This is a genomic window from Actinomadura rupiterrae (assembly GCF_024172125.1).
Classification (GTDB): domain Bacteria; phylum Actinomycetota; class Actinomycetes; order Streptosporangiales; family Streptosporangiaceae; genus Spirillospora; species Spirillospora rupiterrae.
In genome coordinates this window covers 134562-155527 of the sequence record NZ_JAMZEA010000015.1, presented here as the reverse complement: position 1 = coordinate 155527, position 20966 = coordinate 134562, and the positions used below count along the sequence as shown (strand labels likewise).

Sequence of the window (20966 nt, the reverse complement as noted above, 5' to 3'; positions counted from 1 at the left end):
CGCCCCGCCCAACGCCCCGCCCCCGCACCGATCTTCGTACCTCACCGGATGGGTTGATGGAGATGTCGAACGACGACCGCCTGCGCGACTACCTGCGCCGGGCCGCCGCCGAGCTGCAGCAGACCCGGCAGCGGCTCCGCGAGGTCGAGGACCGGGACCGCGAGCCGATCGCGGTCGTCGGGATGGCCTGCCGCTTCCCCGGCGGCGTCACCTCGCCCGAGGAGCTGTGGCGGCTGGTCGCGGACGGCGGCGACGCCGTGTCCGCCTTCCCGTCCGACCGCGGCTGGGACGTCGGTCGCCTCTACGACCCGGACGGCGTCCGCGAGGACGCCAGCTACGTCAACGTCGGCGGTTTCCTGCACGACGCGGGTGACTTCGACCCGGCGTTCTTCGGGATCAGCCCGAACGAGGCCGTGCAGATGGACCCGCAGCAGCGGCTCCTCCTGGAGACGTCCTGGGAGGCCCTGGAACGCGCCGGGATCGACCCGACGTCGCTCAAGGGCAGCCCGACCGGCGTGTTCGCAGGGCTCGTCTACCACGACTACCCGGCGAGCAGCATGATGGGCGCGCTGGTCTCCGGACGCGTCGCCTACACCCTCGGCCTCGAAGGCCCGGCGGTCACGGTCGACACGGCCTGCTCGTCGTCGCTGGTCGCCCTGCACTGGGCGATGCGGGCGCTGCGCGCGGGGGAGTGCTCGCTCGCGCTGGCCGGCGGCGTGACCGTCATGGCGACGCCGCAGACCTTCGTGGAGTTCAGCCGCCAGCGCGGCCTGGCGGCGGACGGCCGGTGCAAGGCTTTCGCCGCTGCCGCCGACGGGACGGGCTGGGGCGAGGGCGCCGGCATGCTCGTCGTCGAGCGCCTCTCCGACGCCCAGCGGCTCGGGCACCCGGTTCTCGCGGTCGTGCGCGGCTCGGCGATCAACCAGGACGGTGCGTCCAACGGCCTGACCGCGCCGAACGGGCCGTCCCAGCGGCGGGTGATCGCACAGGCCCTCGCCTCCGCCGGTCTGGAGTCGTCCGAGATCGACCTCCTCGAAGCCCACGGGACGGGCACGACGCTCGGCGACCCGATCGAGGCGCAGGCGCTGCTCGCCACTTATGGGCGCGACCGGGACCGTCCGCTGTGGCTGGGCTCGATCAAGTCGAACATCGGCCACACGCAGGCCGCCGCCGGCGTCGCCGGAGTCATCAAGGTCGTGGAGGCGATCCGGCACGGTGTCCTGCCGCGGACGCTGCACGTGGACGAGCCGACCCCGCAGGTCGACTGGACGGCGGGCAACGTCCGCCTGCTGACCGAATCCCAGGATTGGGACGCGCAGGCCGACGGCCTCCGGCGCGGCGCGGTGTCGTCCTTCGGGATCAGCGGCACCAACGCCCACGTCATCATTGAAGCCGCACCCGAGACGGAATTGGCCCCGCAGGAGCGCCGCGAACTGCCTGCGACGCCGCTGGTCGCGTCCGCCCGTTCGCGCGAAGCCCTGGAGATCCAGCTCGACCGCCTGTCAGCCGTGGAGGACGATGCGCTGGACGTGGCGTACTCCGCCGCGACCGGCCGCGCCGCGCTGGAACACCGCGCGGTCAAGATCGGATCGGACGTCGTCACGGGCACCGTCCGCGACGGCCTGACCGCCTTCCTGTTCACCGGTCAGGGCAGCCAGCGCGTCGGCATGGGTCGCGAGCTGTACGAAACGTTCCCGGTCTTCGCCGCAGCGTTCGATGAGGTCTGCGAAGCGATCGATCTGCCCCTCAAGGACGTCGTCTGGGGCGATGAAACGAGACTGAACCAGACGCAGTTCACGCAGCCTGCGATTTTCGCTGTCGAAGTTGCGTTGTTCCGGCTGGTGGAGTCGTGGGGGATTCGTCCGGACTTCCTTGCTGGTCACTCGATTGGTGAGCTGGCCGCTGCGCACGTCGCGGGCGTCCTCAGCTTGAGTGATGCGGCCAAGCTCATCACCGCGCGCGGACGTCTGATGCAGGCGCTCCCTTCCGGCGGTGCGATGGTCGCGATCCAGGCCACCGAGGACGAGATCCTCCCGCTGCTCAATGACCGCGTGGGGATCGCGGCTGTGAACAGCCCGACCTCGTGCGTGATCTCCGGCGAAGAGGACGCGGTCGCCGCGCTGGCCGAGCAGTTCAGCGACCGCAAGCAGACGCGACTGACGGTCTCGCATGCCTTCCACTCGCCGCTGATGGATCCGATGCTGGACGAGTTCCGCAAGGTCGCCGAGAGCGTGACCTACAACCAGCCGACCATCAAGCTCACGAAGGACGTCACGTCCCCCGATTACTGGGTCAGGCACGTCCGCGACGCCGTCCGCTTCGCCGACGACGTCCAACACCTCGCCGACGAAGGCGTAACCCGCTTCCTGGAGATCGGCCCGGACGGCGTGCTGACCGCGATGGCTCAGCAGACCGCCGAAGGGACCATGGCCGCGACCCTGCGCCGCGACCGCCCCGAAACCGCGAGCCTGTTCACCGGCATCGGACGGCTCTTCGCCGCCGGGGCCGACATCGACTGGAACCAGGTCTTTGAAGGACGCGGCGCGAAACGCGTCGATCTGCCGACGTACCCCTTCCAGCGCGAGCGGTACTGGCGGATCGACGAGGCCGCCAACGGCGACCCCGCCTCGATGGGCCTCGGAGCGGCGCGGCATCCGCTGCTCGGCGCGACCGTGATGGTCGCCGGCTCGGACGAGGTGGTGTTCACCGGACGGCTTTCGGCGAGCGCTCAGCCGTGGCTCGCCGATCACGTCGTCGGCGGCGCGGTGCTCTTCCCCGGGACCGGGTTCGTGGAGCTGGCCGTCCGCGCGGGCGACGAGGTCGGTTGCGGACGCGTCGAGGACCTGACGATCGAGGCGCCGCTCGTCCTGCCCGAGCGCGGCGGCGTCGCCGTCCAGGTCGTCGTCGGCCAGGCGGACGACGCGGCCCGCCGCACGCTCCGCATCTTCTCCCGCGACGAGGACGCCATCGACCTTCCGTGGACGCAGCACGCATCCGGCTTCCTGACCGCGGCACCGGCGACGCGCGGAACCGATCTCACCCATTGGCCTCCGACCGGCGAGCAGCTCGACCTCGACGGTTTCTACGCCGAACTCGCCGACGCCGGCCTCGCCTACGGTCCGGTCTTCCAGGGGCTGAAGAGGGTCTGGCGGCACGGGGACGAGGTGTTCGCCGAGGTCGAAGCGCCCAGCGGCACCGAAGCGGGCGCGTTCGGGCTGCACCCGGCCGTCCTGGACGCGGCGCTGCACGCGATCGCGCTGTCCGGGGCCGTGGAGGGCGGCGAGGCGTCGCTGCCGTTCTCGTGGTCGGGTGTGGAGCTGCACGCGTCCGGGGCGTCCGCCCTGCGCGTGCGGATCACCCGGGTCCGCGAGGGCCAGGTCGCGCTGACCGTCGCGGACGCGGCGGGCGATCCCGTGGCGAGCGTCGAGGCGCTGGCGCTGCGCCCGCTCGCGGCCGTCCAGACCGAGGCCCGCGCCGACGCCCTGTACCGGGTGGCGTGGACGCGAGTCGCGCCCACCGGTGACACTCCCGCCGAGACCGACGTCCTCCGCATCACGACGTCCGACATCCGCGTAGCGCTCAACGAGACCCTTACCGCGCTGCAAACGGCCGGCGGCAACCTCGCGATCGTGACGCGCGGCGCGGTCTCGCCCGACGGCGCGGTCTCGCCGGACGGCGAGGACGTGACCGACCTGGCCGGCGCGGCGGTCTGGGGCCTGGTGCGCAGCGCCCAGTCCGAGGACCCCGGACGGTTCGTCCTCATCGACGTGGATGACGACAACGCCGATCTGGCGCAAGCGCTCGCCACTAACGAACCTCAGATCGCCCTTCGCAGCGGCGAGACGTTCGCGCCGCGCCTGGCCCGCCTGGCACTAACCGCCGACAGCGACCCTTCCGACTTCGGCGACTCGGTGCTGATCACCGGCGCGTCCGGCGCGCTGGGCGGGCTGTTCGCCAAGCACCTGGTGGCCGAGCACGGCGTCCGGAACCTCCTGCTGACCAGCCGCCGCGGCCCGGACGCGCCCGGAGCGGCCGAACTCGCCGGCGAACTCACCGCGCAGGGCGCGACCGTCGAGATCGTCGCCTGCGACGTCTCCGACCGCGACGCCCTCGCCGAACTCCTCGCCGGCCGGACGCTGACCGGCGTCGTCCACGCAGCGGGCGTTTTGGACGACGGTGTGATCGCGTCGCTCACGCCCGAGCGGCTCGATCACGTCCTGCGTCCGAAGGTGGACGCGGCGCTGCACCTGCACGAACTCACCCGCGAGATGGACCTCGGCGCGTTCGTGCTGTTCTCCTCGGCCGCCGGAGTGATCGGCGCGCCCGGCCAGGGCAACTACGCGGCGGCCAACGCCGTCCTGGACGCTCTCGCCGAGCACCGCCGGGCCAGCGGCCTCGCCGCGCAGTCCCTCGCGTGGGGCCCGTGGAGCCAGGTCGGCGGTATGGCCGGAACGCTGGACGACGCCGACCGGTCCCGGATGTCGCGGGGCGGCGTCCTGCCGATCGCGCCCGACGACGGCCTCGCCCTCTTCGACACCGCCGTCCGCGCGGAGGCGCCCACCGCGATCCCGCTCAAGCTCGACCTGGCGGCGGTCCGCGCGAGCGGAGCCGTGCCGGAGCTGCTGCGCGGCCTCGTCCCCGCCGTCTCGCGCGGCGCGGCCGGTTCCCGCGCCGACGCCGACGGCCTGCACCGCAGCCTCGCCGGCCGCACCGAGGACGAGCGCCTCGACGTCCTGCTGGCGCTCGTCCGCGCCCGGTCCGCCGCCGCGCTCGGCTACCCCGGCCCGGACGCCGTCGACCCCGACCGCGCTTTCCGCGATCTCGGCGTAGACTCGCTCGCCGCCGTCGAACTCCGCAACGGGCTGAGCGAGGCGACCGGCCTCCGGCTCGCCGCGACGCTGGTGTTCGACTACCCGACACCCGCCGTCCTGGCCCGCTACCTCCTGGACGAGCTGTCCGGCACGGCTGACGACGCGACCCTCCTCCCGGCCACCACCGTGTCCGCCTCCGACGCGGACGACCCGATCGCGATCGTCGCGATGTCCTGCCGCTACCCGGGCGGCGTCACCTCGCCCGACGAGCTGTGGCGGCTGGTCGCGGACGGCGTGGACGCGATCTCCGACTTCCCGTCCGACCGCGGCTGGGACATCGGCCGCATCTTCGACCCGGACGGCACCCGCCCGCAGACCAGCTACGTGAACGAGGGCGGCTTCCTGCACGACGCGCCGCGCTTCGACGCCGACTTCTTCGGCATCAGCCCTAACGAGGCCCTGGTCATCGACCCGCAGCAGCGGCTCCTCCTGGAGGCCTCCTGGGAGGTCCTGGAGCGCGCGGGCATCGACCCGACATCGCTCAAGGGCAGCCCGACCGGCGTCTGGGCCGGGATGATGTACCACGATTACACCTACAACAGCAGCACCGGCGCGATCGCGTCCGGGCGCGTCTCCTACACGCTCGGGCTGGAAGGCCCGGCCGTCACGGTAGACACGGCGTGCTCGTCGTCGCTGGTCGCGCTGCACATGGCCGCGCAGGCGCTGCGCTCGGGCGAGTGCTCGCTCGCGCTCGTCGGCGGCGTCGCCGTCATGGCGACCCCCGAGACGTTCGTGGAGTTCAGCGAGCAGCGCGGCCTGTCCCGGGACGCCCGCTGCAAGTCCTTCGCCGCGGCCGCCGACGGGACGATCTGGGCCGAAGGCGTCGGGATGCTGCTGGTCGAGCGGCTCTCCGACGCGCGCCGCAACGGCCACCCGGTCGTCGCGATCGTCCGCGGCTCCGCCCTCAACCAGGACGGCGCGTCCAACGGCCTGACCGCGCCGAACGGGCCGTCCCAGCGCCGGGTGATCCGGCAGGCCCTCGCCAACGCCGGGCTCACCACCTCCGACGTGGACGCCGTCGAAGCCCACGGGACGGGCACGACGCTCGGCGACCCGATCGAGGCGCAGGCGCTGCTCGCCACTTACGGACGCGACCGGGACCGTCCGCTGTGGCTGGGCTCGATCAAGTCGAACATCGGCCACACCCAGGCCGCCGCCGGCGTCGCGTCCATCATCAAGATGATCGAGGCGATGCGGCACGGTGTCCTGCCGCGGACCCTGCACGTGGACGAGCCGTCCCCGCAGGTCGACTGGGACGCGGGCCAGGTCGAGCTGCTCACCGAGGCGCGCGAGTGGCCGCGCGAGGACCGTCCGCGCCGCGCGGGCATCTCTTCGTTCGGCATCAGCGGCACCAACGCCCACGTGATCATCGAGGAGCCGCCCGCGCCGGAGCCCGCCGCCCGGGACGAGCGCCGCGACCTGCCGGCGGTCCCGCTGGTGGCGTCCGCGAAGACCGCCGATGCGCTCGAAGCCCAGGTCCGGAGCCTGACCGCCTTCGCCCAGGACCGGAACGAGCTGGACGTCGCGTTCTCCGCCGCGACCGGCCGCGCCGCCCTCGAACACCGCGCGGTCATCATCGGCGACGAGACCGTGACCGGCGTCGCGACCACCGGAAAGCTCGCCTTCCTGTTCACCGGGCAGGGCAGCCAGCGCGTCGGCATGGGCCGCGAGCTGTACGAGACGTTCCCGGTCTTCGCGTCCGCGTTCGATGAGGTCTGCGAAGCGATCGATCTGCCCCTCAAGGACGTCATCTGGGGCGACGAGACGAAGCTGAACCAGACGCGGTTCACCCAGCCTGCGATCTTCGCGCTCGAAGTGGCGTTGTTCCGCCTGGTCGAGTCGTGGGGGATCAAGCCTGACTTCCTGGTCGGTCATTCGATCGGCGAGCTGGCCGCAGCCCAGGTGGCGGGTGTGCTGAGCCTGAGCGATGCCGCCAAGCTGATCACCGCCCGCGGACGCCTGATGCAGGCGTTGCCTCCTGGCGGTGCGATGGTCGCGATCCAGGCGACCGAGGACGAGATCACGCCGCTGCTCAACGAGCACGTGAGCATCGCGGCGCTGAACAGCCCCACGTCCCTGGTGATCTCCGGCGAAGAGAACGCCGTCGCCGAGCTGGCCGAGCAGCTCGGCGACAGGAAGCAGACGCGGCTGACGGTCTCGCACGCCTTCCACTCGCCGCTGATGGACCCGATGCTGGACGAGTTCCGGGCCGTCGCCGAGTCGCTCGCCTTCAACGAGCCGACGATCAAGCTCACGAAGGACGTCACGTCCCCCGAGTACTGGGTCAGGCACGTCCGCGAGGCCGTTCGCTTCGCCGATGACGTGCAACAGCTGGCCGACGAAGGCGTGACCCGCTTCCTGGAGATCGGCCCGGACGGTGTGCTGACCGCGATGGCGCAGCAGACCGCCGAAGGGACGATGGCCGCGACCCTCCGCCGCGACCGCCCCGAAACCGCGAGCCTGTTCACGGGCATCGGACGGCTCTTCACCGCAGGCGTGGCCATCGACTGGAATGCGGTATTCGCAGGTCGCGGCGCGCAGCGCGTCGAGCTGCCGACCTACCCCTTCCAGCGGGAGTTCTTCTGGATCGAGCAGGGGCGCGGGCTGGACGCGTCCGATCACCCGCTGCTCGACGCGGCCGTGTCCGTCGCCGGCGCCGACCAGATCGTCCTCAGCGGGCGGCTGTCGCCCGCGTCGCAGTCCTGGCTGGCCGAGCACACGATCGGCGGCACGACGATCTTCCCGGGCGCCGGGTTCGTGGAGCTGGCCGTCCGCGCCGGGGACGAGGTGGACTGCGGGCGCATCGACGAGCTGATGATCGAGGCGCCGCTGGTCCTGCCCGAGCGCGGGACCGTGGCCGTCCAGGTCGTGGTCGGCGCCGCGGACGACGCCGGGCGGCGGACGGTCGAGGTGTACTCGCGCGACGAGGACGCCATGCTCCGCCCCTGGACGCGCCACGTCGAAGGCACCCTCGCCGCGTCCACAACCAAGGCCGCGCCCCTCACGCAGTGGCCGCCCGCCGACGCCGAACCCGTCGCCGTGGACACCCTGTACGCCGATCTCGCGGCGGCCGGGCTCGACTACGGCCCGGTCTTCCAGGGGTTGCGCGCGGCGTGGCGCGGCGGCGACGGCGAGGTGTTCGCCGAGGTCGTCCTGAACGGCGACCCGGACCGGTTCGGCCTGCATCCCGCGCTCCTCGACTCAGCCCTGCACGCGATCCCGCTGCTTTCCACCGACGAGCGGGTAGTCCTGCCGTTCGCGTGGTCGGGCGTGGAGCTGCACGCCTCGGGCGCCGAAATGCTGCGCGTCCGCGTCGCCGCGTCCGGCCAGGACCAGGTGACCCTGGACGCAGCGGACGGCACGGGCGAACCGGTCATCTCGGTCGCCTCCCTGGCGCTGCGCCCGCTCGCCGACCAGCGCGCGACCCGCGCCGACTCGCTGTTCCAGGTCGAGTGGGCCCCCGTCGCCGCCGCGGGCGAAGCGCCCGCCGACGTGACCATCCTCAAGATCGTTGACGCCGATGCCCGCACGGCGCTGCATCGCGCCCTCGAAGCGCTCCAGTCCGCGACGACCGGCACGCTCGCGATCGTGACGAACGGCGCCGTCTCGCTGGACAACGAGGACGTGACCGACCTGGCCGGCGCCGCCGCCCGGGGCCTGGTGCGCAGCGCGCAGTCCGAGGATCCCGGACGGTTCGTCCTCATCGACGCGGCCGACGACGCCTACATCGCGCTCGCGCTGGCGACCGGCGAACAGCAGGTGGCCGTCAGGGACGGGCAGGCGTACGCGCCCCGCCTCATCCCGGCCGACGCGGCGCCGCAGCCCGAGCCCTCGACGGTCTTCGGCGAATCGGTGCTGGTCACCGGCGCGCTCGGCGCGCTCGGCGGGCTGGTCGCGCGGCACCTGGTGACCGAGCACGGCGTCCGGAACCTGCTCCTGACGAGCCGCCGCGGCATGAACGCGCCCGGCGCGACCGAGCTGGCCGAGGAGCTGGCGCGGCTCGGCGCGACGGTCGAGATCGCCGCCTGCGACGTCGCCGACCGCGAGGCCCTCGCCGAACTCCTCGACGGCCGGACGCTGACCGGTGTCGTCCACGCGGCCGGTGTCCTGGACGACGGCGTGATCTCGTCCCTGACGCCCGAGCGGATCGACCACGTCCTGGCGCCCAAGGCCGAAGCGGCCCTCCACCTGCACGAACTCACCCGGGACATGGACCTCGGCGCGTTCGTTCTGTTCTCCTCGGCGGCCGGTGTGCTGGGCGCCCCCGGCCAGGGCAACTACGCGGCGGCCAATGCGTTCCTGGACGCCCTCGCCGCGCACCGCCGCGCGAACGGCCTCCCGGCGCAGTCGCTCGCCTGGGGCCTGTGGGAGAGCGACGCGGGCATGGCGGCCGTCCTGGACGACCGCGACCGCCAGCGCATCGACCGCTCCGGCGTGACCGGCCTGTCCGCCGAGCACGGCCTGGAACTCCTCGACACCGCGGGCACGCTCGAACCGTCCCTGCTGGTGCCGATGAAGCTGGACGCGACGAGCCTGGCCGGCGGGGACGTCCCGTACATGCTGCGCGGGCTCGTCCGGGGCCGCGGACGCCGGGTCGCGCGCGGCGAGGCGTCGGCCTTCCAGGAGCGGCTGGGCCAGGTCGCGGCGGGCGAGCGCGAGGCGTTCGTGCTGGACCTCGTCCGGCGGCAGACCGCCGCGATCGTCGGCCACGCCGGTCCCGAGGCGATCGCCCCCGACCGCGCGTTCCGCGACCTCGGCTTCGACTCCCTCGCCGCGGTCGAGCTGCGCAACGGCCTCGGCGAGGCGACCGGGCTGCGGCTCGCGGCGACGCTGGTGTTCGACTACCCGACGCCCGCCGTCCTCGCCCGCCACCTGCTGGACGAGCTGTCCGGCACCGTCGCGGACGTCCCGGCCGCCCTCGCCCGCGTCGCCGCCGCGCCCGACGACGACCCGATCGCGATCATCGGCATGTCCTGCCGCTACCCGGGCGGCGTCGCCTCGCCGGACGACCTGTGGCGGCTCGTCGCGGACGGCGTGGACGCGATCTCCGGCTTCCCGTCCGACCGCGGCTGGGACCTGGACCGCGTCTACGACCCGACCCGCACCCGTCCCGAGACCAGCTACGTCGACCAGGGCGGCTTCCTGTACGACGCGGCCGAGTTCGACCCGGCGTTCTTCGGGATCAGCCCCAACGAGGCGCTGACGATGGACCCGCAGCAGCGGCTTCTCCTGGAGGCCTCCTGGGAGGCGCTCGAACGCGCCGGGATCGACCCGACGTCGCTCAAGGGCAGCCCGACCGGCGTGTTCGCCGGGATGATGTACCACGATTACACCTACAACAGCAGCACCGGCGCGATCGCCTCGGGCCGCGTGTCCTACACGCTGGGCCTCGAAGGGCCGGCGGTCACCGTCGACACGGCGTGCTCGTCGTCGCTGGTCGCGCTGCACTGGGCGATCCAGGCGCTGCGTTCCGGCGAGTGCACGCTGGCGCTCGCGGGCGGTGTGACCGTCATGGCGACGCCGCAGACGTTCATCGAGTTCAGCCGCCAGCGCGGGATGGCGTCCGACGGCCGCTGCAAGTCCTTCTCGTCCTCCACGGACGGCACGGGCTGGGGCGAGGGCGTCGGGATGCTCCTGGTCGAGCGCCTTTCCGACGCCCGCCGCAACGGGCACCAGGTGCTCGCGGTCGTGCGCGGCACGGCGATCAACCAGGACGGCGCGTCCAACGGCCTGACCGCGCCGAACGGGCCGTCCCAGCGGCGGGTGATCGCGCAGGCCCTCGCGGTCGCGGGTCTGGCACCGTCCGAGATCGACATGGTCGAGGCGCACGGCACCGGCACGACGCTCGGCGACCCGATCGAGGCGCAGGCCCTCCTCGCGACCTACGGACGCGACCGAGACGGCGGGGAGCCGCTATGGCTCGGGTCGATCAAGTCGAACATCGGGCACACGCAGGCCGCCGCCGGTGTCGCGGGGATCATCAAGGTCGTCCAGGCGATCCGCAACGGCACGATGCCGCGGACCCTGCACGTGGACGAGCCGACGCCGCAGGTCGACTGGACCGAGGGCGAGGTCCGGCTGCTCACCGAGCCGCGCGACTGGCCCGGGCGCGAGGCTCCCCGCCGCGCCGCCGTGTCGTCCTTCGGGATCAGCGGCACCAACGCCCACGTGATCATCGAGGAGGCGCCCGCGCCGGACGGCGCCCCGGCCGAGCGGAACGACCTCCCGGTCGTCCCGCTCGTCGCCACGGCGAAGACCGCCGAGGCCCTGCACGCCCAGCTCGACCGGCTCACGGCCGTCGCGGACGACGCGCTCGACGTGGCGTACTCCGCCGCGACCGGCCGCGCCGCGCTGGAGCACCGCGCGGTCGTGGTCGGGGACGAGACCGTGACGGGCGTCGCATCCGAGGGCCGCCTGGCCTTCCTCTTCACGGGCCAGGGCAGCCAGCGCGTCGGCATGGGCCGCGAGCTGCACGAGACGTTCCCAGTCTTCGCGTCCGCCTTCGACGAGGTCTGCGAAGCGATCGACATCCCGTTGAAGGACGTCATCTGGGACGACGAGGACCGGCTCAACCAGACCGAGTTCACCCAGCCTGCGATCTTCGCGCTCGAAGTGGCGCTGTTCCGGCTGGTCGAGTCCTGGGGCATCCGTCCGGACCTCCTGGTCGGCCACTCCATCGGCGAGCTGGCCGCCGCGCACGTCGCGGGCGTCCTCAACCTGGACGACGCCGCCCGCATGATCACCGCACGCGCACGCCTCATGCAGCTGCTCCCCGCGGGCGGTGCGATGGTCGCGATCCAGGCGACCGAGGACGAGATCACCCCGCACCTCACCGACCACGTGGGGATCGCGGCCGTGAACAGCCCGTCCTCCCTGGTGATCTCGGGTACCGAAGGCGCGGTCGCCGATGTCGCCCAGAAGTTCGGCGACCGGAAGCAGACCTCGCTGACCGTCTCGCACGCCTTCCACTCGCTGCTGATGGATCCGATGCTGGACGCGTTCCGCGAGGTCGCCGAGTCGGTCACCTACAACGAGCCGACGATCCGCCTGGTCAAGGACGTCGCGACGCCCGAGTACTGGGTCAGGCACGTCCGCGACGCCGTCCGGTTCGCCGACGACGTGCAGCGCCTCGCTGACGAGGGTGTGACACGGTTCCTGGAGATCGGCCCGGACGGTGTGCTGGCCGCGATGGCGCAGCAGACCGTCGATGGGACGATGGCCGCGTCCCTGCGCCGCGACCGTGACGAGGTGGCCAGCCTGTTCACGGCCATCGGACGACTTTTCACCACAGGCGTCCCCGTCGACTGGAACGCCGTGTTCGACGGACGCGGCGCGCGGCACGTCGAGCTGCCGACCTACCCGTTCCAGCGGCAGCGGTTCTGGGCCGAGGCGCCGGACGCGTCCGGCGACGACACCGGCAACCCGCTCCTGACGTCGCTGGTCGAGCTTCCCGACGACGGGGGAGTGGTGTTCACCGGACGGCTGTCGGCGGACGCGCACCCCTGGCTGGCCGACCACACCATCGGCGACGCCGTGGTGTTCCCCGGGACCGGGCTGGTCGAGCTGGCGATCCGGGCCGGTGACGAGGTCGGCTGCGGGCGCGTCGAGGACCTGGCGATCGAGGCCCCGCTCGTCCTGCCCGCGAACGGCGGCGTCCGGATCCGGGTGACGGCCGGCGCGGCCGATGACGGCGGACGGCGTCCCGTGAGCATCCACTCGCACACCGGCGAGGACTGGATCCGGCACGCGGAAGGCATCCTGACCAGGCCGTCCGCGGAACCGGCGGCCGTCACGCAGTGGCCGCCCGCCGCCGAGCCCGTCGATCTCGACGGCTTCTACGACCAGATGGCCGACGCCGGCCTGACCTACGGTCCGGCCTTCCAGGGCCTTCGCGCCGCCTGGCGCGGCGGCGACGGCGAGGTGTTCGCCGAGGTCGTCCTGAACGGCGACCCGGAACGGTTCGGGCTGCACCCTGCGCTTCTCGACTCGGCCCTGCACGCGATCGCGCTGACCGGCGGCGAGCCGTCGCTGCCGTTCTCCTGGTCGGGCGTGGAGCTGCACGCGACCGGCGCGCGGACGCTTCGCGTGCGGATCGCCCGGGACGGCGACGGCGCGGTGTCGATCGAGGCCGCCGACGAGTCCGGCTCTCCGGTCGCGTCGGTCGGCGCGCTCGCCCTGCGTCCCTTCAGTCCGGACGCGTTCGGCGGCACCCCGACGGGGCACCGCTCGCTGTTCGAGGTCGCTTGGACGCCCGTCACCGCCGCCGCGAACCCGAACCAGGACGACGCCGAAGTGCTCCGCATCCAAGGCACGGACCCGCGAAGCGCGCTCCACGACGTCCTGGCGGCGCTGCAGAGCGAGACGCCCAGGCTGGTGATCGTGACGGACGGAGCCGTCTCCGTGGACGGGGAGGACGTCACCGACCTGGCGGGCGCGGCGGTCTGGGGCCTGATCCGGAGCGCCCAGTCCGAGGACCCCGAACGCGTCGTCGTCATCGACGCCGCCGGCGACACCGACATCGCCCTCGCCCGCGCGACCGGCGAACCGCAGGTGGCCGTCCGGGACGGCAAGGCGTACGCGCCGCGACTCGTCCGGGCCGCGTCCGCCGAGCAGGACACGTCCGTCGAGCAGGACGCGCCGACCGGCGGCTTCGGCACCGGCACGGTCCTGATCACCGGCGCGACAGGCGCCCTCGGCGGGATCATCGCGCGCCACCTGGTGGCCGAGCGGCAGGTGAGGAGCCTCCTGCTGACCAGCCGGCGCGGCGAGGCCGCACCGGGCGCCAAGGAGCTGCGCCGCGAGCTGACCGACCTCGGCGCGGACGTCGAGTTCGCCGCCTGCGACACCTCCGACCGCGAGGCGCTGGCCGCGCTCCTCGACGGCCGGGCGCTGACGGGCGTGATCCACGCGGCGGGCGCCCTGGACGACGGCGTGATCGAGTCCCTGACCCCCGACCGCCTCGACCGGGTCTTCGCCCCGAAGGCCGAAGCGGCCCTCCACCTGCACGAACTCACCCAAGACATGGACCTGGACGCGTTCGTGCTGTTCTCCTCGGCGGCCGGGGTGCTGGGCGCGCCCGGCCAGGGCAACTACGCGGCCGCCAACGCGTTCCTCGATGCCCTCGCCGCGCACCGCCGTGCGAACGGCCTCCCGGCTCAGTCGCTCGCCTGGGGCCTCTGGGAGAGCGACGACGGCATGGCCGCGAACGCCGACGGGACGCGCCTCGCGCGCGGCGGCGCCGCGGCGCTGCCGATCGCCGAGGGCCTGGAGCTGTTCGACCTCGCCGGGACCCTGGACACGCCCCTGCTCGTCCCGATGAGCCTGGACACCAAGGCGCTCGACCCGGCCGAGGTGCCCGCGATGCTCCGCGGCCTGGCGCGCGGCGGGACGCGTCGGACGGTGGCGAACGGTGCGGGCGGCGCGGCCGAGCTGCGCAGGCTCGCGGCGCTGCCCGCCGACGAGCGGCAGGACGAGCTGCTGCACATCGTCCGGACGCTCGCCGCGGCCGTCCTCGGGCATGCCGGTCCGGAGGCGGTCGAGCCCGACCGGGCGTTCGGCGACCTCGGCTTCGACTCGCTCGCGGCCGTCGAGTTCCGCACCGGGCTCGGCGCGGCGATCGGGCTGCGGCTGCCGCCGACGCTGGTGTTCGATCACCCGAACGCGCGCGTCCTGGCCGGGCACCTCGCGGACGAGATCGCGCCCGAGGACGCGGGCGGCGCGGGGGACGAGGACGCCGTCCGGCGGGCGCTCGCCGCGATCCCGCTGACCCGCCTGCGCGACGCGGGCCTGATGGACGCCCTGCTCGAACTCGCCGGGATCGCCGCCCCGGACGCCCCGGCGGCGGACGGCGGCGGGGGCGACGCGATCGACGACCTGGACACCGACAGCCTCATCAGCATGGCGCTGGACGGCGCCGGCGCCGGCCTCGACGCCGGCGATGCGACCTGGGAAGCGTGAGAACGATGGCCGACACCGACGGCAAGATCGTGGCGGCGCTCCGCGCGTCGCTGAAGGAGACCGAGAAGCTGCGGGCGCGCACCCGCGCGCTGGAGGCCGCGTCCCGCGAGCCGGTCGCGATCGTCGCGATGGCCTGCCGCTACCCGGGCGCGGACTCGCCCGAGGCGCTGTGGCGGCTGGTCGCGGACGGCGTGGACGCGGTGTCGGGGTTCCCGGCCGGGCGCGGCTGGGACGAGGCCCGCATCTACGACCCGGGACCCGGGCAGCCCGGCAAGACGTACTCGCGGGAGGGCGGGTTCCTGCACGACGCCGCCGAGTTCGACCCGGAGTTCTTCGGCGTCGGGCCGAACGAGGCGCTCACCATGGACCCGCAGCAGCGGCTGCTTCTCGAAGCGTCCTGGGAGGTCCTGGAGCGCGCGGGCATCGACCCGACCTCGCTGAAGGGCAGCCCGACCGGCGTGTTCGCCGGGATGATGTACCACGACTACACCTACAACAACAGCACAGGCGCCATCGCCTCCGGCCGCGTGTCTTACACGCTCGGTCTCGAAGGCCCGGCCGTCACGGTCGACACGGCGTGCTCGTCCTCGCTGGTCGCGCTGCACTGGGCGATCCAGGCGCTCCGGACGCGGGAGTGCTCGCTCGCCCTGGTCGGCGGCGTGACCGTGATGGCGACGCCCGAGACGTTCATCGAGTTCAGCCGCCAGCGCGGGCTCGCCCCGGACGGCCGCTGCAAGTCCTACGCCGACGCCGCGAACGGCACCGGCTGGGGTGAGGGCGTCGGGATGCTGCTGGTCGAGCGCCTCGCCGACGCGCGCCGCAACGGCCACCCGGTGCTCGCGGTCGTGCGCGGGACGGCGATCAACCAGGACGGCGCGTCCAACGGGCTGACCGCGCCGAACGGGCCGTCCCAGCGGCGCGTCATCAAGCAGGCGCTCGCCAACGCGCGCGTCTCGTCCGACCAGATCGACATGGTCGAAGGCCACGGGACCGGCACGACGCTCGGCGACCCGATCGAGGCGCAGGCGCTCCTCGCGACCTACGGCAAGGACCGCGAGCAGCCGCTCTGGCTCGGGTCGATCAAGTCCAACATCGGGCACACCCAGGCCGCCGCCGGGGTCGCGGGGATCATCAAGGTCGTCCAGGCGATCCGCAACGGCACGATGCCGCGGACCCTGCACGTGGACGAGCCGTCCTCGGCGGTCGACTGGGACGCCGGGAACGTCCGCCTGCTCACCGAGCCGCGCGACTGGCCGCGCCGCGAGAGCCCGCGCCGCGCCGCCGTCTCGTCCTTCGGGATCAGCGGCACCAACGCGCACGTCATCATCGAGGAAGCGCCCGCCGAGGAACCAGGCAAACGGGACGCGACGGTCGGCGGGCCGGTCCTGTGGACCCTGTCGGCGCGGAGCACGACCGCGCTGCGCGCCCAGGCCGACCAGCTGCTCGCCCACCTGAACGCCCACCCGGACCTGGACGCGGCCGACGTCGCGTTCAGCCTCGCGACCGGACGCGCCGCCCTCGAACACCGCGCCGCGATCGTCGCCGACGACCGTCCCGGCCTGCTCGCCGGACTGGCCGCGCTCGCCGAAGGGACGTCCGCGCCGTCCGTCACGTCCGGCCGGACGCACGAGGGGAAGACCGCGTTCCTGTTCACCGGGCAGGGCACCCAGCGCGTCGGCATGGGCCGCGAGCTGTACGAGACGTATCCGGTGTTCGCGGCCGCGTTCGACGAGGTCTGCGCCGCGATCGACCTGCCGCTCAAGGACGTCGTCTGGGGCGACGAGGAACGCCTGAACCAGACCGCGTTCACCCAGCCCGCGATCTTCGCCTTCGAGGTGGCGCTGTTCCGGCTGCTGGAGTCGTGGGGCGTCCGCCCCGACTACCTGGCCGGGCACTCGATCGGCGAGATCGCCGCCGCGCACGTCGCCGGGGTGTTCACCCTGGAGGACGCCGCGCGCCTGGTCACCGCACGCGGACGTCTGATGCAGGCGCTCCCTCCCGGCGGCGCGATGGTCGCGATCCAGGCGACCGAGGACGAGATCGCGCCGCTGTTCACGGGCGAGATCGGGATCGCGGCCGTCAACGGCCCGTCCTCGGTGGTCGTGTCCGGTGCGGAGGCCGCGGTGCTAGCCGTCGCCGAGCACTTCAAGGACAGGAAGCAGACGCGGCTGGCCGTCTCGCACGCCTTCCACTCGCCGCTCATGGACCCGATGCTCGACGACTTCCGCGAGATCGCCGAGAGCGTGGCCTACGGGCAGCCGACCGTGAAGCTGGTCAAGGACGTCACGACGCCCGGGTACTGGGTGCGGCACGTCCGCGAGGCCGTCCGGTTCGCCGCCGACGTCGCGCTGCTGGACAGCGCGGGTGTCACGCGGTTCCTGGAGATCGGGCCGGACGGCGTCCTCACCGCGATGGCCCGGCAGACCGCGCCCGACGCGACGGCCGCCGCCGCCGTCCGGCGCGACCGTCCCGAGGCCGCCACGCTGCTCACCGCGCTCGGAACCCTGCACGTCAGCGGCCTGTCACCCGACTGGACGGCCTTCTTCGACGGGCTCGGCGCGCAGCGCGCCGACCTGCCGACCTACCCGTTCCAGCGCCGCCCGTTCTGGCTCGCCGAGCCGTTCACCGGCGGGGCCGGCGCCGACGCGACCGCCATGGGCCTCACCGCGCTCGACCACCCGCTGCTGACCGCCGAGGTCGCCGTCCCGGGTTCGGGGACGACCGTCTTCACCGGGCGGCTCTCCCTGGACACCCACCCCTGGCTGGCCGACCACGCGGTCTTCGGCGCGACGCTGCTGCCGGGCACGGCGTTCGTCGAGATGGCCGTCCAGGCGGGCGACCGCGTCGGCTGCGGGACGGTCGAAGAGCTGGCGTTGCGCGCCCCGCTGATCCTCCCCGAGGAGGGCGGGGCGCGGCTGCGCCTGACCGTCGGCGACCCTCTGGACGACACGGGCCGGCGCCCCCTGACCGTCCACTCCCAGCCGGATGACTCCACCGACTGGACGCTGCACGCCGAAGGCGTTCTGGCCCCCGAGACCGGGGCAGTAGCCGAAACGTTCGGCTGGCCGGACGACGCGTCCCAGCTCAGCACGGACGGCGCCTACGAGCACCTGGACGCGCTCGGCTTCACCTACGGCCCGGTGTTCCAGGGCTTGCGCGCGGCCTGGCGGGACGGCGACGACACCTACGCCGAGATCGCCCTGGACGAGACCGCCGGAGCCGAGGGCTTCCTTCTGCATCCGGCGCTGCTCGACTCGGCGCTGCACGCGCTCATGCTCGGCGCGTCCGACGATGACGCCGCGCGGTTGCCGTTCGTCTGGAAGGGCGTGCGGGTGCACGCGTCCGGAGCGGGCGCGGCGCGCGTGCGGCTGGCCCGGACGAGCGGCGGCGACCTGGAGATCCGCGTCGCCGACGCGCAGGGGCGGCCCGTCGCGTCCGTCGAGGCGCTGGTCGTCAGGGAGATCGCCGCCGAGCAGCTCGCGGCCGCCGCGAACGGCCCGGCCGACAGCCTCTTCCACGTCGAATGGACGCCGATCGCGACGCCGCCCGAGGCGGCTGTGACCGTCGTCTCCGACCTCGCCGAGCTGCCCGAAACCGTCCCGCCGACCGTCGCGCTGACGCTGCCAAAAGGCACCGGCGACCTCGCCGCCGACGTCCGCACCATCACGACCGGCGTGCTGCGCACCGTCAAGGAGTGGCTGAGCGGCGAACGCTATGCCGCATCCCGCCTGGTGGTCGTCACTCGCGCGGACGAGCCGGCGCATGCGGCCGTGACCGGCCTGGTCCGCGCGGCCCGCGCCGAGGACCAGGACCGTCTCGCGCTGCTCGACACCGACGACCCGGACGCCGCGCCTACCGTCCCGTCCGACGAGCCGGAGGTCTGCGTCCGCGACGGCCGGTACTTCGTGCCGCGCCTCGCCCGCACCGCCGCCGTGACGCAGGAGGCCACCGCCTGGGACCGGCCCGGCACCGTCCTGATCACCGGCGGGACGGGCGGCCTCGGCGCGCTCGTCGCCCGCCACCTCGTCGCCGAGCACGGCGTCCGCGACCTGCTCCTGACCAGCCGCCGCGGCCCGGACGCGCCCGGGGCCGCCGAACTGCGCGGCGAACTCGCCGCGCTCGGCGCGGCGGTCGAGATCGCCGCCTGCGACATCGCCGACCGCGACGCCCTCAAGGCCCTGCTGGACGGCCGGACCCTCAGCGCCGTCGTGCACACCGCGGGCGTCCTCGCCGACGGGATGATCGCGAACCTGACCGATGACGACCTGGCCCGCGTCCTGCGTCCCAAGGTGGACGGCGCGATCAACCTGGACGTCCTCACCCGGGACCGGGATCTCGCCGCGTTCGTGCTGTTCTCCTCGGCGGCGGGCGTGTTCGGCTCGCCCGGCCAGGGCAACTACGCCGCCGCCAACACCTTCCTCGACGCGCTGGCCGACCGCCGCCGCGCCGAGGGGCTGCCCGCGCAGTCCCTCGCCTGGGGCCTGTGGGCCGACAGCGGCGGTATGGCTGGCGGCCTGACCGAGACCGACCTGCGCCGCCTGCGCCGCCAAGGCATGCCCGCGCTCTCCGACGAGGACGGCCTCGCGCTGTTCGACCTCGCGTCCGCGCGTCCCGAAGCCGTGCTGGTGCCGCTCGCCCTCGACGTGAGGACGCTGCGCGCCGGAACCGGCGGCGAACCGCCCGCGCTGCTCCGCGCGCTGATCCCCGCGACCAGGCGGCGCGCCGCATCCGGCGACGGCGGCGACATCGACCCGGCCGCGCTGCGCCGCGAGCTGGCGGCCCTGCCTCCCGAGCAGCGCGCGGACGAACTGGGCACGCTGGTGCGCACGATCGCCGCCGTCCTGCTCGGCCACGACGGGCCCGAGCACATCGACCCGGACCGCGACTTCCTGGAATCGGGGTTCGACTCCCTCGCCGCGATGGAGCTCCGGACGGCCCTGAACGCCGCGACCGGCCTCAAGCTGCCCGCGATGGCCGTGTTCGACAGCAAGACCCCGGCCGGGCTCGCGCGGCTCCTCGCCGACGAACTCGCCCCCGCGCTGTCCGGCTCGTCGGCGCCCGCGCCGAAGGAGCAGGACGCCGCCGACGACACGGTCACCGACCTGTTCCGCAACGCCGTCCAGGCGGGCGACACGTCCGGGGCGATCGCGCTGATGGGCGCGGTCGCGGCCCTGCGGCCCCGGTTCGCGCCCGGCGACGAGACCGCGCCCCCGCGCGCCGTCCGGCTCGCCGACGGTCCGGGACGGCCCCGGCTGATCTGCCTCGCCACGCCCATGGCCGGCGGCGGCGTCCACCAGCACGCCCGCCTCGGCGCGGAGTTCCGCGACGTCCGGACGGTCTCGGCGCTGCCGCTGCCGGGGTTCGGGCGCGGCGAGAGCCTGCCCGGCTCGGCCCGCGCGCTCGCGCACGTCCTCGGCGAGGCCGTGCTGGACGCCGCCGAAGGCGAGCCGTTCGCGCTGCTCGGCTACTCGTCCGGCGGGATCATCGCGCACGTCCTCGCGCGGCACCTGGCGCAGCACCGGGATGCCCCGCCCGCCGGGCTCGTCCTCGTCGACACCTTCCGCGTGGACGACGAGGCCATGAACGTCGGGTTCGACCAGCTGATGACCTCGCTGCTGACCATGGAGTCGACCTACGGCGGCTACGACGCGGCGCGGCTGTCGGCGATGACGCACTACTTCGACGTGCTCGCCGGGTTCGACCCGTCCGGGCTGGACGTGCCGACGCTGTTCGTGCAGGCCGCCGAGCCGTTCATCGAGCCGCCCGAGGGCGTGGACAAGGACGCGATGCTGGCGCGCCCCTGGGACCCCGCGCACACCCTGCGCACCGTCCCGGGCAACCACTTCACCCTCGGCCAGGAGCACGCGCCCGACACGGCCGCCGCCATCGGCGGCTGGCTGGAGTCGCTGGCCTGACCCCCCCTGCGGCAGGGCCTGCCTGAACGCGCCCTGCGACAGGGCCCGGCCTGACCCGCCCTGCGACTGGGCCCCGTATTGCGGGTTAGGGGGTGGTGCGCCGGATTAAGGGTGTCCGGCGCACCACCCCTCGAACTAGCGTCGCGATCGTCGGGATTTCCCCGGGAGACCGTCGTTTTCCGCAGCCCGCGAAACGCCATTTCCGGCCGTGGGAGAAACCGGC

Annotated in this window: 2 protein-coding genes; both read left to right on the top strand. The window is 73.7% G+C overall.

Annotated elements, in window-relative coordinates; genetic code table 11:
* The first annotated feature begins 56 nt into the window (after positions 1-56).
* The gene (locus FHU30_RS39930) at positions 57-14828 is read left to right on the top strand and encodes a type I polyketide synthase (protein WP_253882910.1); all 14772 of its coding nucleotides are present in this window, start codon (positions 57-59) and stop codon (positions 14826-14828) included.
* A gap of 5 nt (positions 14829-14833) precedes the next feature.
* Positions 14834-20743: a type I polyketide synthase gene (locus tag FHU30_RS39925; RefSeq protein WP_253882909.1), complete on the top strand. Its 5910-nt coding sequence runs from the start codon at positions 14834-14836 to the stop codon at positions 20741-20743.
* Positions 20744-20966 lie beyond the last annotated feature (223 nt).

Excerpts from the sequence above, each read along its gene's own strand:
- FHU30_RS39925 (WP_253882909.1), top strand. The coding sequence starts at position 14,834 with ATGGCCGACACCGACGGCAAGATCGTGGCGGCGCTCCGCGCGTCGCTG.
- FHU30_RS39930 (WP_253882910.1), top strand. The coding sequence starts at position 57 with ATGGAGATGTCGAACGACGACCGCCTGCGCGACTACCTGCGCCGGGCC.